At 39.3% G+C, this 14,440-nt stretch carries 12 protein-coding genes; 8 read left to right on the top strand and 4 right to left on the bottom strand.

The features are described from left to right. Window positions 1-40: 40 nt before the first annotated feature. The 4 genes from BUF13_RS15975 to tilS all read right to left on the bottom strand — a co-directional run bounded on the left by BUF13_RS15975 (window position 41) and on the right by tilS (window position 5,756). Complete coding sequence (locus tag BUF13_RS15975; protein ID WP_073572810.1) at window positions 41-2,746, bottom strand: hypothetical protein; 2,706 nt, start codon at window positions 2,744-2,746, stop codon at window positions 41-43. Between the two features lie 93 nt (window positions 2,747-2,839). Next, entirely contained in the window at window positions 2,840-3,775 is a 936-nt protein-coding gene (gene mdh / locus BUF13_RS15980; protein ID WP_073572811.1) for a malate dehydrogenase, read from the bottom strand. A gap of 143 nt (window positions 3,776-3,918) precedes the next feature. Continuing rightward, window positions 3,919-4,434 carry a Crp/Fnr family transcriptional regulator gene (locus BUF13_RS15985; RefSeq protein WP_073572812.1) on the bottom strand — a complete coding sequence of 172 codons (516 nt, stop codon included), beginning with the start codon at window positions 4,432-4,434 and terminating at the stop codon, window positions 3,919-3,921. Continuing rightward, window positions 4,434-5,756 carry a tRNA lysidine(34) synthetase TilS gene (gene tilS, locus BUF13_RS15990; RefSeq protein ID WP_073572813.1) on the bottom strand — a complete coding sequence of 441 codons (1,323 nt, stop codon included), beginning with the start codon at window positions 5,754-5,756 and terminating at the stop codon, window positions 4,434-4,436. Before tilS ends, BUF13_RS15985 begins: the two co-directional genes overlap by 1 nt. A gap of 48 nt (window positions 5,757-5,804) precedes the next feature. On the opposite strand from tilS, the gene BUF13_RS15995 reads away from it, so the two are divergent. The 8 genes from BUF13_RS15995 (at window position 5,805) to BUF13_RS16030 (ending at window position 14,355) form a co-directional block, all read left to right on the top strand. After that, window positions 5,805-7,484 carry an OstA-like protein gene (locus BUF13_RS15995; protein ID WP_073572814.1) on the top strand — a complete coding sequence of 560 codons (1,680 nt, stop codon included), beginning with the start codon at window positions 5,805-5,807 and terminating at the stop codon, window positions 7,482-7,484. 126 nt (window positions 7,485-7,610) lie between these two features. Next, complete coding sequence (locus tag BUF13_RS16000) at window positions 7,611-8,327, top strand: T9SS type A sorting domain-containing protein (RefSeq protein WP_073572815.1); 717 nt, start codon at window positions 7,611-7,613, stop codon at window positions 8,325-8,327. A 68-nt stretch (window positions 8,328-8,395) separates the two neighbouring features. Then, on the top strand, window positions 8,396-9,316 hold the full coding sequence (locus tag BUF13_RS16005; protein WP_073572816.1) for an outer membrane protein assembly factor BamD: 921 nt from the start codon (window positions 8,396-8,398) through the stop codon (window positions 9,314-9,316). Between the two features lie 15 nt (window positions 9,317-9,331). Beyond that, window positions 9,332-9,646: a DNA-directed RNA polymerase subunit omega gene (locus BUF13_RS16010; protein ID WP_073572817.1), complete on the top strand. Its 315-nt coding sequence runs from the start codon at window positions 9,332-9,334 to the stop codon at window positions 9,644-9,646. 1 nt (window position 9,647) lies between these two features. After that, on the top strand, window positions 9,648-10,862 hold the full coding sequence (gene coaBC / locus BUF13_RS16015; protein WP_073572818.1) for a bifunctional phosphopantothenoylcysteine decarboxylase/phosphopantothenate--cysteine ligase CoaBC: 1,215 nt from the start codon (window positions 9,648-9,650) through the stop codon (window positions 10,860-10,862). A 23-nt stretch (window positions 10,863-10,885) separates the two neighbouring features. Further along, window positions 10,886-11,788 (top strand): type IX secretion system protein PorD, encoded by a 903-nt coding sequence (gene porD / locus BUF13_RS16020; RefSeq protein WP_073572870.1) that lies wholly within the window; start codon window positions 10,886-10,888, stop codon window positions 11,786-11,788. A gap of 36 nt (window positions 11,789-11,824) precedes the next feature. After that, window positions 11,825-13,477, top strand: coding sequence for a DNA repair protein RecN (recN, locus tag BUF13_RS16025; protein ID WP_073572819.1), 1,653 nt, complete (start codon window positions 11,825-11,827; stop codon window positions 13,475-13,477). Between the two features lie 62 nt (window positions 13,478-13,539). Then, window positions 13,540-14,355, top strand: coding sequence for an enoyl-ACP reductase FabI (locus BUF13_RS16030; protein WP_073572820.1), 816 nt, complete (start codon window positions 13,540-13,542; stop codon window positions 14,353-14,355). Window positions 14,356-14,440: the final 85 nt, after the last annotated feature.

A 14,440-nucleotide genomic window follows, 5' to 3' on the forward strand; every position in this document is an offset into this window, starting at 1 on the left:
AAGTTACTCAATTAGATGAGGAGGGGCAAAGCTTATCCGATCAGTCGCTTAGCTGGTAGGTAGTCAACCTGTTTCCTGCGATGGTTCTGATTTGATATTTGCTTTGATTTGGGAAATAGCTGATTTCTATTTCACCTATACTTTCCAAAGGGAGTTGGGTCATCAGATTACCTTTCAGATCATACAAATAAGAGAATTCCTGGGTTTTATCAGTGATTACAAAAATCTGTCTGGAAGATCCAAAATCGAAATATTGATAAGAAAGATCACCGTCCGAAGCTCTTATGGATAGAAGTTCTTTCTCATCTCGATCCAATACTTTGACTTGATTGAATTGTCTGGAGATATAGACGAAATCCATATCTTTTTGATCAGGAATAACTAGGAATTCATTGTCTCTGTCCTCTTTGATCAATTGGTTTCTATAGGTGATTTCTCCTCCGAAATTCACATGAAAAACTTCACCACCCGCAGAAATTCCTGATAATTGGAAAGCTCTGGATCCATTGCTTCTATTAAATACCAATCCGCTGGAAAGCTTATCAGAAACTTGAATCGGCGAACCGCTTTGTGCTTCTCCTCTTCTGTTGAATAGGTAAAGCTTGCCACTTTTGGTTACGGCTCCCATGTAGTCTCCACGGCCCGGAACTCTAAAATGAGCTGGTGCCATAATACTCACATCTCCGATCGAAAGGGGGTTCCATCCGTCTAATCTATCTCCGGTTTTGTCTAGCAAGTAAAGATTACCACTGTTTGTACTTATAAAATATCTGTACTCTTTGCTGTTGTTATAGTCTACCAAATTCAAGTGGGTAATCGACTCTCCAGAAAATAAAAAAGGATAATTTGGTAATGGATTCCCTAGGCGATCAATGCCATAGACTCTATCAGGAGTGGCGATAAGAAGTTGAAGTTTTCCATTTTTATAATAATCCACTTGGAAAGCATCCGAAATGATAGGGCCAGAAAGCTGCTCACTATAAACGGTCTCGCCAGCTGAATTCACCAAATAAAGAACATGGTTGGCGTCTTGAATTATTTGGTCTTCGGTATTATCCTGATAATTCGTAATTGCCTTCGGACCATAAATCAATGGTGCAGGAAAAGTTTCCTGACTTTCAGCATTCAGACTAACTGTAGATTCAGGTTTGATTTCGCTTATTTCTCCTGATTTAAAAGGCAAAGAAAGAGTCGCCAAAGCTTCTCCTCCAATTTGATTGACTCGGAAAGAAATGTATGGGAATGCTTTAAATGCTGAGGAATATTTTTGCAAAAACGTGCTCCAGGAAGGATTGGTCTGTTGCGTCCAACTTTTCCAGATTTCTGAGGTAAGATAGATTCTTGAAAAGCCTGAGGAAGGAGTTAAAGCTATTTTTGCTGCAGGAGCTCGATTTTCATTTGCCCAATTATTCTGGTTAAAATAATCGTCAAGTACCATTTTCATTCCTTGTTGGGAATTGGTGAAAATCAGCAATTCCTCAGTTTGGGTAACAAATGTTTGATCGAAGCCAAAGAATTTTCCTTCGAATAAATGGGCTGGAAATTCTTCGTCAGCAATAAAAAGAATCTTGTTTTCTCCATAAAAATCGGAAGTCTCGTTGCCCTGTTCAGCTAGATATTTCTCCAATAATTCAATGGAAGCTTCAGGGTTTGATGTTCTTGCTATCAGCGCAAGATTTTGATTGGATCCTCCGTAAGCTTCTAATTCAATAAGGTAAAGCTCACCGGTGAAATCGTCCAAAAAGCCTTGGTCGATGAGATTTCTTTGGATTTCTGCTACCAAAGTTGATTTCTGTGGAAATGCGCGGTTCTCAAGGATTTGAGTCTCGTAGATGCTTTGAAGGTTGAATTGAGTGATTGCTAAAGTTGAATTTGGGATTGCCTTTTCTATGGCATTTAGATTTGCTGATAAAGAAGGAGTGAAGTTGACTGAGTCTGTTAAATAGAGAGGCCCTTCAAAGCCAATTTCATCCTCTTTCAAGTGCAATTGAAGGCCAACAATTCCACTTAGGTTTTGTAGAGTCTCAGCAGCAAGATTTTCCCGGTTTTGATGAGTTCCTTTCAAAAGACTCCCTAGGCCTCTTCCGCTTAGCCAGAGAACTCCTTCGTGACGGTCTAAGTTATTTTCTGCGGGAATAAGGTCTCCAAAAGTTGGGAGTTCGGGATTTACAAAATTTCGAATAGCTTCCTCAATTAGAAATGAGGATTGAGAAGCAACCATCACAGAACCTAGGAATGTAAAGCTCCAAGTTCGATTGTTGTTGGAATCAAAGAATTCAGAAATGGGTTGACTAGAGTATTGTCTTGTAGTTACTCTGGCGCCAGCTGGTAATTTTTCGGAAAGTTGAGCGAATAAATCTGCACTGCTTCCTTGTGATGCCTCTAAAGTGAAAAGTAAATCAAACGATTCAGCTCCCGTCGAATGATAGGAGATGGTTAAGGTCTTTCCATTAAACAGTTGTGTGATTTTTCCAGAATGGTCTGTTAGACTATCCAGGCTGACTAGCTGCTCGGATATTTTTTGAAAAGATGGGAAGTTTTTGAGAATTCCCCAGGATGGGTGTTCTACCAATTCATTCCAAATGAGAGCTGACTCATCGGATTCAAGGACGAAGACAGCATCTTGTCCTATTAGATCAAAGTTTTTGACCTGAGAAGTAGAAAAGTAATTGGTATATGCCCAGTAGCCGGCGGCACCGAGTACAAAAATAGTTATAAGAACCAGTAGACTTTTCCAGATTTTCACTTCAGGGGGTTTGATCTGTTTAAGTTTTAACAAAAATCAGACCCGGAACATCATCTTAGTAGATCATATCCCGGGTCTTTAATTTAATATGAATTACTTGGAAAGGTTATCCAATACGGTCATTACTTCTTTCACGTGACCTCTAGAAGTTTCAAGCAATGCTTTTTCTTCTTCGTTCAAGTCTAGTTCGATTACTTTCTCGATACCGTTTTTGCCCAAAATAACTGGAACACCTAGGTAGCAATCATCGATTCCGTATTCTCCGTCCAATTTGATACAAACAGGGAATACTCTTCTTTGGTTTTTCAAGATAGCTTCTACCATTTGAGCAGCTGCAGATCCTGGAGCGTACCATGCGGAAGTACCCATCAATTTAACCAATTCACCACCACCGAACTTGGTTCTTTCGATGATCGCATCCAATTTTTCTTTTTCGATCAATTCAGTCACAGGGATACCAGCTACTGTAGTGTATCGAGGAAGAGGAACCATGGTGTCACCATGTCCACCCATCAAGATTGCTTGGATTTCTTTGGCAGAAACGTTCAACTCAGATGCCAAGAATGCTCTGTAACGTGCAGTATCCAAGATTCCAGCCATACCCATTACTTTGGTACGAGGAAGTTTAGAAGACAAATGAGCTTGGTAAGTCATTACATCAAGTGGATTAGAAACCACAATGATGATCGCGTTAGGAGAGTATTTGATTACGTTTTCAGTAACAGACTTCACGATACCAGCGTTGGTTTCGATCAAATCGTCACGAGTCATGCCAGGTTTTCTTGGAAGACCTGAAGTGATAACTACTACGTCAGAATTTGCGGTTTTGCTGTAATCATTGGTGCTTCCAACAGTACGAGGGTCATACTGATTGATTGGAGCCTTTTGCCAGATATCAAGGGCTTTGCCTTCGGCAACACCTTCTTTGATGTCTACTAATACTATTTCTTCAGCGATTTCGCGATAGGCTAGGACGTCAGCACAAGTTGCGCCTACATTTCCAGCCCCTACAACGGTTACTTTGCTCATGATATTATGATTTATTATTTGATATAGCCTATAAAAAGCGGCGCTAAGTTATTAAACAATGGGAGGAATAGAAACCCTCGGGACAATACTTTGTTATTCGGTTGCGAAATACTTTAAAATTTCGATTTGCAGTGAAATTCAGCTTACTCAAACATCTGCTTAAGGCTGAAAAACCCAAAGGATTCTCGATAGGATTTGAATAAGCGCTGATTGTTGTCATTGTAATATTCCGAAAGTGAAGTCATCATCTTCGCTTTGACTTTCGGGCTAGAATCAAAAATCTCCTGAATCGCATAATGAGGAATGACGATCAAGTCTGCTTCCTCCGAAGTAACAATAGCAGTATAGGTTCTTTTGGTGTTTTCCAAAAGTGAGTTTTCACCGAAAGCCTCCCCTTTGTTTACTTCCAGAATGGATTCAAAATTATCCTTGACATCAATCGTAAGATTAACCTGACCTCTCTTGACCAGATAAAGAGCTTGACTTGGGTCTTTACTGAAAAAGACTACCTCGTCTCGATAATATTTCCGTTGATGCATGGCGGGAATAAACCGGGCCATTTCATTATTTCTCAGCCTCTCAAAAAATTTGATCAACCTTAGAAAATCAAAGGTGTTTTGGTCTTCGGCTGTATAGGTCTTGGAAAAAGGATTCAGCATCAGCTTTTTTGTTTGATGTATAGAGTTTTCCTTGTGGAGGCATCTAGTTTTGCCCAATCAGCGATTCTATAACCAATAACCCAAGCAATCTTTCCTTCGGAGATGAGTACTTTGATTTTGGATTTTTCTGCTACAGATACTTTCAAATCTATCAAAAAGTCAGAGATTTTCTTGCTGTTTTTCATCCCGAGCGGGATAAATTTATCACCTAATTCCCAGCTTCTGATTTCAAGTGGGAAATTGATTTTTTCCAAATCCAACATTGCATTGGTTTTGGATTTATCTATTGGAGCTTTTTCATGAAGCTTAAGGAGCTCATATGTTTTTCCTTCCCAGCTGACTTCGATGTCATTTTTTTGAATCGTGATGGTCTCGAATACTCCTGTCTTCGGAGAAAGAATCAGCTCATCTCTGTCGATTGTCAATCGAAAACTTCCCGTTTCAAAAATTTTACCTGGATTATGCGTTTGGCAGGCCTCCAAAATGGATTCAGCTTGATCTGAATTAAAGCCAAAAGGTCTAAGCCAATAGAAGAGTAAGGAAGTAGCCCCTGAAGTGTTTTTGATGGCGGAAATTGGTAGAAACTGAAAATCGCCATCCACTTTTATCTCTTGGGATTTCCAATTTTCGAATAAAGTTGAGAATGCCTTGGAGGAATCTTTTAGCCTATTGAGACTGGAAAGTAGGTTCTTTTTGGCATCTGGGGCGGTGTCAAAAAGCAGTGGTAAAGCATCTAGTCTTAATTTATTCCGCTTGTAATCAGTTTTTTTATTGGATGAATCCTCTCTCCATTGGATATCATTTTCCTTTGCAAACTTTTCAATTTGTTCTCTTGAAAATGGCAACAATGGTCTTATCAAATGTCCTTTTCGGTCAGCCATGCCTATCAAACCATCTAAACCTGTTCCCCTCAATAGGTTGAGAAAAATAGTTTCTATCTGATCATCTTCATGGTGAGCTAGGATGATTCCATTCAACCCTAGTTTTATTCTTAGGTTTTCAAACCAATCATAGCGAATTACCCGAGCTGCCATTTGTGTGGAGATCTTTTGATTTTCTGCCACTTGATGAGCATCAGCATCCAGAGTTTGAAAAGGAATCTCATGATCAATTGCCCAATTTTTTACAAATTCTTCATCATCATTACTTTCTTCGCCTCGAAGGTGGAAGTTGACATGTGCGAGGATAAAAGGGATTTTGAGTTGGTGTAGGAGAGTGGCCAAAACCATGCTGTCGATTCCCCCACTACAGGCAAAAAGGTAGGTGGAATTTGTATCAAGAAGAGACTTTTGGCGTATATGCTCTTGAAAAGCTGAGATCATTGATCAAAAATAGCTTTTTCTACTAATTTTGCCCACTTGAATTATCCGATGAAATTTTCTTTACCTCAGTTTATTCTTATAGGCCTAGGGCTTTTCATATCACTTTCTGTTTTTGGGCAGGGGGGGAGTGTGCTTGAGATCAATGAAGCCGATTCTCTTTTGGGAGCCAATGGTTTTGAGAGATTATTGGGGAATGTCAAAATGAAGCATCAGACCACCCTAATCAATTGTGATTCAGCGCATTTTTATAGAGCGACCAACATGGCAAAGCTTTATGGTAGGGTGTTTATTGAGGATATGGAGGACTCGGTGACCACAAAAAGTGCCTATGCTGAGTATGATGGAAATACCAAATTGGCCAAACTTCGGAACAATGTGATTTTCGATAATGGGGAGACAAAACTCTATACCGATTTCTTGGATTACAATCGAAAAGCCAATATTGCGACCTATTTCAATGAGGGGAAAGTGGTGGATTCCACCAACGTTTTGACCAGTGAGAGAGGGAAGTATGAAGTCAATTTAGAAAAAATAACATTTGAGGATGATGTTGTTTTGGTGAACCCAGACTATACCATGAAAACAAATTTTCTGGTGTATCTGACAATTCCTAAAACTGCAGAGACTCAAGGTTTGACAAACTTGGTTTCAAAGGAAGGAAATACGCTGAATGCTCAGAAGGGAAGTTTCTATGATACTCAGAATAAATTATTTCGATTTTATGATGGAGTAGTTGATACTGAAACTAGCCGAGTGAAAGCGGAGGAGTTACTTTATCGTGAATTAGAAGGGTATTATGAAGGGAAAGAAAATGTGAGGGTTTTCAATAAAGAGCGAGAAGTTGAGATTTTTGGAGATGAAGGAAAGTATTGGGAAGAACGAGGGTATAGTTTGGTACATGGCAATGCATTGGTGAGAAGGTACTTCGAAAAAGACACTTTGTATTTGGCAGCAGATACGCTGATTTCTCAAGATCATGAATCAGATTCCTTGAAATATTTATTGGCTTTTCATTCAATTCAGCTGGTGAAATCTGACCTTACTGGAGTTTCTGATTCGTTGGCATATAATTACAACGATTCCACCATTCAGCTTTTTCAGGATCCAGTTATCTGGAATCAAAAGAGTCAAATCACTGCAGACTCGATGACGTTTTTCATACAAAATGAAGAATTGAAAAGAGTTTATATGCAGGAAAACGTCTTTTCAGTGATGACCGATACCTTGACCAATTTCAATCAGATGAAAGGTAGAAAGCTCAATGGATATTTTACTGAAGGGCAAATCAATAGGTTGGAGATTGAAGGGAATGGGGAGTCTTTGTACTATGCTTTGGAGGGAGATACTTTGACTCAAGGAATCAATAGAACCTTGTCTGCCACCATCAGAATGGACTTTAAAGATGGAGTGATTAAAAAAGTCAAGTATGACGTGAAGCCAGATGGTAAGTTTATTCCATTTCAATTAGTCGAAGAGGAAAGTTCAAGGTTGGAAGGATTTCAATGGAGAATAGAAGAAAAGCCTTCCATGGAGACGATTTTCACATGGAGAAAGGTTGAAGAAATTGATCCTAACGAAAAAAACTTGTTTGATGAGCCAGATGCTGAAATTCGGATGCCAACCGATGAGGAAATCCAGAAGTCACTAGAAAAACGTGGTTTGAGGCCAGAAAAACCTAAGTTGAAGCCTTTGAAAAAGGTAGGGAACCTGCCTAACGAAAAACCGTAAGAAAAATTTTATCGAGGTTAACAACAATTAACCGCATTTTTTCGCTCAGTCATTACCTAAGACATATTTTTGTGCGTATATTAAATGCAGTTAAACAACTGACAAGCGTATCGATTACAACTTTACATGAAGACATTTCTCAAACTTTTTGCGTGGCTGATGCTTGCGTTTCCGATGATTTCGGAAGCGCAACAAGTGCGTGTATTGAGCGAAGGTCTTGATTTTATAGGTGATATCGGTTCCACTCATCGTAAAACTGTCATCCTTCAAAACGAATCTGATCAGCCCAAAACCTATTTCTTGAAAAATCTTTCTGGAAATCTAGGTTCATCCCAACAGATGAAAATTTGTATCGGTGATCAGTGCTACGATGCCAAAAGAGATTTGGCAAAAATCAAATTAAGTCTGAATCCCGGGGAAATCCTTACAGATCTATATTTGGATTTGGATATGGGGATCGCTGAGACCAGAGGTAGTTTTGATTTGGTATTTGTCAATGAAAACAATTTGCGTGAGGCTTTTGTAGTGGAAGCCCAATACAACGTCAGCAATCCAAATAAAAAAGTGAACGATTTTGATTATGAATCCATTTCACTTTCGGATGTCTATCCAAATCCTAGTAACAGGGTGGCACAGTTTGACTACAAGATTAAAAAACAGGGAGCACATGCGAAAATTGTGATTAACAGTTTTATTGGGAATCCAATTGCCGAATATGTTTTGGATCCAGAAAGACCTTCACTTTCGATTAATGTGTCTGATTTTAATCCTGGGATTTATTTCTACACGCTTTTTGTGGACAATAAAAATATTGTAACCAAAAAACTTCAAGTGAAGAAGTAATAGTCACCTCCTTCTATCCGTTTGAATACCAATTAATATCCCGTATATTTGCGGTCTTGAAAATGAACATGCGCGTACAACACTTATTTATTCTCTTATTCATCTTGGTTTTCAGTTCCTGTGGACCTTTCAGCAAATTGGAAAAAAGCACCAATTGGGAAGAACTCTATGAAGGAGCCAATAAGTATTATCAAGAAGGAGAGTATAATAAGGCTATTATTCTATATGACAAGGTTTTGCCTGTGATCAGAGGGAGTGAAAAAGCCGAATTGGCAGATTACAACTATGCTAATTGTCATTTCAAGACTAAAAGGTATATCGAGGCTGCTGGTTATTTCAGTAACTTCTACCGTACCTACAATCGTAGCCCTTTAGCAGAAGAGGCGTTGTTCATGAATGCATACTCGCTATATTTAGATGCTCCAGATTTCAATTTGGATCAGCAGAGTAGTCAAGAAGCAGTCTCAGCTATTCAGCAGTTTGTGACTAGATTCCCAGGATCAGCGAGCTATGAAAGAGCCATGGATATGCTTCAGGACCTTGAGGGAAGATTTGAAGAAAAAGCCTATCACGAAGCGTCGATGTATTATCGATTGAAGGATGGACTTTACCCTGGTCAAAACTTGTTGGCTTGTGTGGTAAGTTTTCAGAACTTTGCAAAAGATTTTCCTGAGAGTAAATACAATGAGGAAATCGCATATAAATTAGTAGAGGTAAGTACAGCCTTGGCCGAAAACAGTGTTTATTCCAAAAAAGAGGATAGATTAAATGAGGCTTTAGGTTTTGCTACTACTTTCTACAGAAGGTACCCAAGCAGTAAATTTACCGCCGAGGTTCAATCTTTTGAGTCAGAGACGAAGAAAGAATTGGAGGATCATATGAAGTTGAAGCAAGAAGTAGCAGAAAGAAATGCAAAAGCAGAAGCTGAGGCTAAGGCTGCTGCAGAAGCTGCAAGTGCGACTCCTCCTCAAACAAAAAATGATAATTAATTAAATCGAGATAAAATGGCAACTAACCCATCCATCATTACACGCGACTTGGATAAAGTAGCTGCGAAAACTGGCAACATCTATGAATCTCTTCATGTTGTAGGTCAGAGAGCAAAGCAAATCTCCAGCAACTTGAAGGAAGAATTGAATACCAAACTTTCTGAGTTTGCTTCTACTGTAGACAACTTGGAAGAAGTATTCGAGAACAAGGAGCAAATCGAAATTTCAAAATTCTACGAAAGAATGCCTAAGCCGTCTACTCTATCTATGGAAGAGTTTATGGAAGGTAAAGTATATCACAGATTCCCAGAGCAGGAAGAAGGTCAATAAAATGAGCCTGAAAGGGAAGCGGATTGTTTTAGGAGTAACCGGCAGCATTGCTGCTTACAAATCCGCACACCTGACCCGACTCTTAGTCAAGAAAGGAGCAGAAGTGCAAATTATTATGAGCGCTTCTGCTCTTGACTTTATTACCCCTTTGACCCTTTCTACACTTTCCAAAAAGCCAGTTCTTCATCAGTTCCAAAAAGATGAGACTGGGGAATGGAATAACCACGTGGAATTAGGCCTATGGGCTGATTTATTTTTAGTAGCACCTTTGAGTGCTAATACCCTATCAAAGTTTGCAAATGGTCTTTGTGATAATTTGCTTTCAGCTACCTACCTATCAGCAAGATGCCCCGTCATGCTAGCTCCAGCAATGGATCTAGATATGTACCAGCATCCTTCCGTAAAAGCTAATCTGGGCAAAGTTCAAACTTTTGGGAATCTCCTACTTGATGCTGAATCTGGAGAATTAGCCAGTGGGCTTTCTGGAAAAGGCAGAATGATGGAGCCAGAACATATCTTGGTGGAGGTTCAGAAGTTTTTTAGCAAAAAGTCCGATTTTAAAGGTAAAAAGGTTCTCATTACGATGGGGCCAACTCAAGAAGCAATAGATCCTGTAAGATTCATTAGTAATCATTCCAGTGGGAAAATGGGATATTCTCTCGCTACATCACTGGTAGATAGAGGAGCTGAGGTTTGGGTAGTTTCCGGTCCGATTCACATTCCTGTTGAGAAATCTAGGTTTCATTGGACTGATGTCAAATCCGCGGAAGAAATGTTCACGGCTGCTAAGTCAGTTCATGATCAAATGGATATTGTGATCTTCACAGCTGCAGTGGCTGATTATGGACCTGCCGAGGTTGCTTCGGAAAAGATCAAAAAAAGTGATTCTGAAATGTCTATTCTGCTAAAAAAGAATGTCGACATAGCTCAATCTTTGGGGCAATCAAAGATGGAGGGGCAGATTCATGTAGGCTTCGCTTTGGAAACAGAAAACGAAAAAGTAAATGCCCAATCCAAGCTTGAGCGTAAGAACTTTGATCTGATAGTATTGAACTCCATGAAAGAAAAAGGTGCTGGTTTTCGTTTAGATACCAACAAGGTTCATATTTTCTCAAAAAATGGAGAACATGAAGAATCTTCACTTGCTCCAAAATCAGAAATAGCTACATTGATTTTGGAGGAAATCAAAAAAACTGAGCATTGGATCAAAGCCTAAGATTTTATTTTATTTTTAGAGGAATGAAAAAATTGCTCTTCACATTTTTATTTCTTTTCCCGTCGATTTTAACTTTCTCTCAGGAGTTGAACTTCACTGTAATCATCAACAGTGATAGAGCGAGAATCCAGAATACAAATGTTTTTACCCAGATGAAAAACTCCTTTGAGCAGTTTTTGAATGGGAGGTCTTGGACTACGGATGAATTTAAACCTGAGGAAAGAATTAAAGGGAATTTGCTGATTACTATTAATGATGTGCCTCAGGTTGGAGTGTATTCAGCGACAGTTCAGATACAAACAGTAAGACCGATCTATGGTACGGATTACGAAAGTCTTGCTTTCAATTTTGCAGACCGCAACTGGAATTTTGAGTACATCGAGTCTCAACCGTTGGAATTCAACCGTTTCACCTTTTTGAATAATATCAGCTCATTGCTGGCCTTTTATGCCAATATCGCTCTAGGATTGGATTATGATACATTCGAAAAAGAAGGAGGAAGTCAGTTTTTTGCCATAGCCAATGATATTGTCAACAATGCACAGCAATCAGGTAGAGCTGGGTGGGTACAAAGTACATCCGATCGGAGAAATCGCTATTGGTTGATTAATGACATCTATACCTCCTCGGTCTTTTCTTCCATTCGTGAAGCATATTATTTTTATCACAGGCAAGGTTTGGACCTGTTGCAGGTTGAGCCAGAAACAGCTTATCAAAATATTTTGGAAGCCATCAAATTAGTTGCTGCTGCCAATAAAACTCAACCGAACGGGATTTTCACCATTTCATTTATGGATGCAAAGAGTGATGAGATTTCTCAGATCTTAAAAAATGCATCTTTGGAAATCCGTACTGAAGCGGTAGAATTACTTTTGGAAGTTGATCCAAATAATGCCAGAAAGTACAACGAGCTGCTGAAAAGCTAAGTCGGATTTTTTAGCTTTGTGCTAATCAAATTACCAATGCTTAAAACCCTCAGTATTTCCAATTACGCCCTTATTGATGAGTTGCAAATGCAGCCTAGTCCAGCTTTGAGTATGATCACAGGTGAGACAGGCGCAGGTAAATCCATTATGTTGGGAGCAGTCGGATTATTGTTGGGAAATCGAGCTGACACGAAGGTCCTTTTGACAGAGGAGAAAAAATGTATCATTGAAGGTGTTTTTGAGATTGGAGCCTATGGATTGGGAGATTTTTTTGAAACCCAAGAATTGGATTATGAAACCCCTTGTATCATCCGCCGAGAAATAAGCCCAAGTGGAAAATCCAGGTCATTTGTCAATGATACTCCTGTGAAATTGGATGTCCTGAAAGAGCTTGGAGCGAAGCTCATGGATGTCCATTCTCAGCATGATACACTTCAATTGGCAGATGGGAAATATCAATTGGGAATCATTGATGCTTTTGCCCAAAGTCAAGCAGAAATCAAGGTTTATAAGACTGATTATTCCGATTTTAGAAAAGCAAAGAAAGCATTCGATACTATTCAGCGGGAAGCAATAGAACTTCAAAAAGAAGCGGATTTCAACCAGTTTCAATTGGATGAATTGAGCTCCCTAACTCTTCAAACTGGGGAGCAGGAGGAGATGGAGTCCAATCAGGAGATTCTTGAAAATGCGGAAGAAATCAAGCAAAAGATCAATGAGCTTTTAAACCTGTTTCATGACGAACAATTCGGATTGGTTCAGGGCTTGTCCCAAGTTCAGCAAGGCTTGCAAAATCTAGGCAGGCTGGCTCATAAATTTGATGGGTTGAAAGACCGTTTTCAGGAGACTTTTATAGAATTAAAAGATATCGCTGATACGCTTGGTGATGAAGAAGGGAAGGTTGAGATCGACTTTGAAAAGCTGGATGAAATCCGAGAGCGATTAAGCAAGATATATCAACTTCAGAAAAAGCATGGTGTTAATTCTGTGGAGGAATTGATGGCTATTGAGGCTGAATTGGCAGAGAAGGTTTTTCAAGTGCAAAATTTGGATGAAAATCTAAAAGAAGCAGAAGAGAAACTGAAGGCTGCTGAGAAAAAGATGTTGAGTTCTGGTGAGCTTTTGAGTAAAAAGAGGAAATCTTGTTTTTCAGTTTTTGAAAAATCTCTTCAAGAGCTTTTGTCAGGATTGGGCATGGAAAATGCCAAGATCCAAGTGGAATGTAAGTCAGTAGCTCCAAGTAATTCAGGCTTGGACGAAGTGGAAATTCTATTTTCTGCTAATAAAGGCTCGATGCCTCAGCCATTAAAGAAAGTGGCTTCTGGAGGTGAATTTTCGAGATTGCTTTTTGGAATCAAATATCTCATGGCAGACAAGATGGCCTTGCCAACTTTGATTTTTGATGAGATTGATACTGGAATTTCTGGGGAAGTTGCCTTGCAGATGGTGCGAATGATGAAAGAAATTTCAAAGGAGCATCAAGTGATTTGTATCACCCATTTGCCTCAAGTGGCGGCAAAAGGGGATATGCATTACTTTGTATATAAGGATAATAATTCTGACAGAACCATCAGTAAAATCAAGCTTTTGGATGAAACTGAAAGGGTTTCTGAATTGGCAAAAATGATTGCCGGCTCCAATCCTTCCTCTTCAGCTGTAGAGAGTGCTAAAGAGCTCCTTCACCAATAGGCCGTCAATTCAGGGAAATTCCCTATTTTTACGCCATAATTTTGACTTCAATCAAAAGCTATATGCCAGAAAATTTGCTAAAAGGTAAAGTAGGGATCATTACAGGTGCATTGGATGAGAATTCAATTGCTTGGAAAACAGCCCTTAAGGCCAAAGAACAAGGGGCGAAATTTGTCCTGACTAACGCTCCGATCGCCATGAGAATGGGAGCAATCAAAGAACTTGCTGAAGAATGTAATACCATCGTTATCCCTGCGGATGCTACTGTGGTAGAAGATATCGAGAAACTATACACAGAAGCTAAGGAGTTTTTGGGAGCGGATTTCGATTTTCTTCTGCACTCTATCGGGATGTCTCCAAACATCAGAAAAGGAAAATCTTACGGAGATTTGAACTATGATTGGATGAACAAGTCTTTCGATGTTTCTGCTATCTCTTTTCACAAAATGATGCATGTGGCTGAGAAAATGGATATCATGAAGGAGTGGGGTTCAATTGTAGGTCTTTCTTACATCGCTGCTCAGAGAGTATTTCCTTTCTATACAGATATGGCTGACGCTAAAGCATTGTTGGAAAGCATAGCCAGAGGTTATGGCTATAGATTTGGTAAATTGAAAAAAGTGAGAGTGAATACTATCTCTCAATCTCCAACCAAAACCACAGCTGGTTCAGGTATCGGTGGATTTGATTCTTTCTACAACTTTGCTGAGTCTCTTTCTCCACTGGGAAATGCTTCGGCTGATTCTTGTGCAGATTATATCGTGACTATGTTCTCTGATTTGACAAGAATGGTGACAATGCAAAACCTTTTCCACGATGGTGGATATTCTTTCACGGGTATTTCCGAAGATATCATGGAGAAATTCCAAGACTTGTAATTACAAATTACTTCATAACTAAAGGCTCTGAGAAATCAGGGCCTTTTTCATTTCCTGTCGTCCAAATTCTATTTTTTGGTTTCCT

The organism is Algoriphagus zhangzhouensis (genome assembly GCF_900148515.1).
GTDB lineage: Bacteria > Bacteroidota > Bacteroidia > Cytophagales > Cyclobacteriaceae > Algoriphagus > Algoriphagus zhangzhouensis.

Coding starts and splice junctions, on each gene's coding strand:
- mdh (WP_073572811.1), bottom strand. CDS start 3,775: ATGAGCAAAGTAACCGTTGTAGGGGCTGGAAATGTAGGCGCAACTTGT.
- BUF13_RS15985 (WP_073572812.1), bottom strand. CDS start 4,434: ATGCTGAATCCTTTTTCCAAGACCTATACAGCCGAAGACCAAAACACC.
- tilS (WP_073572813.1), bottom strand. CDS start 5,756: ATGATCTCAGCTTTTCAAGAGCATATACGCCAAAAGTCTCTTCTTGAT.
- BUF13_RS15995 (WP_073572814.1), top strand. CDS start 5,805: ATGAAATTTTCTTTACCTCAGTTTATTCTTATAGGCCTAGGGCTTTTC.
- BUF13_RS16000 (WP_073572815.1), top strand. CDS start 7,611: ATGAAGACATTTCTCAAACTTTTTGCGTGGCTGATGCTTGCGTTTCCG.
- BUF13_RS16005 (WP_073572816.1), top strand. CDS start 8,396: ATGCGCGTACAACACTTATTTATTCTCTTATTCATCTTGGTTTTCAGT.
- BUF13_RS16010 (WP_073572817.1), top strand. CDS start 9,332: ATGGCAACTAACCCATCCATCATTACACGCGACTTGGATAAAGTAGCT.
- coaBC (WP_073572818.1), top strand. CDS start 9,648: ATGAGCCTGAAAGGGAAGCGGATTGTTTTAGGAGTAACCGGCAGCATT.
- porD (WP_073572870.1), top strand. CDS start 10,886: ATGAAAAAATTGCTCTTCACATTTTTATTTCTTTTCCCGTCGATTTTA.
- recN (WP_073572819.1), top strand. CDS start 11,825: ATGCTTAAAACCCTCAGTATTTCCAATTACGCCCTTATTGATGAGTTG.
- BUF13_RS16030 (WP_073572820.1), top strand. CDS start 13,540: ATGCCAGAAAATTTGCTAAAAGGTAAAGTAGGGATCATTACAGGTGCA.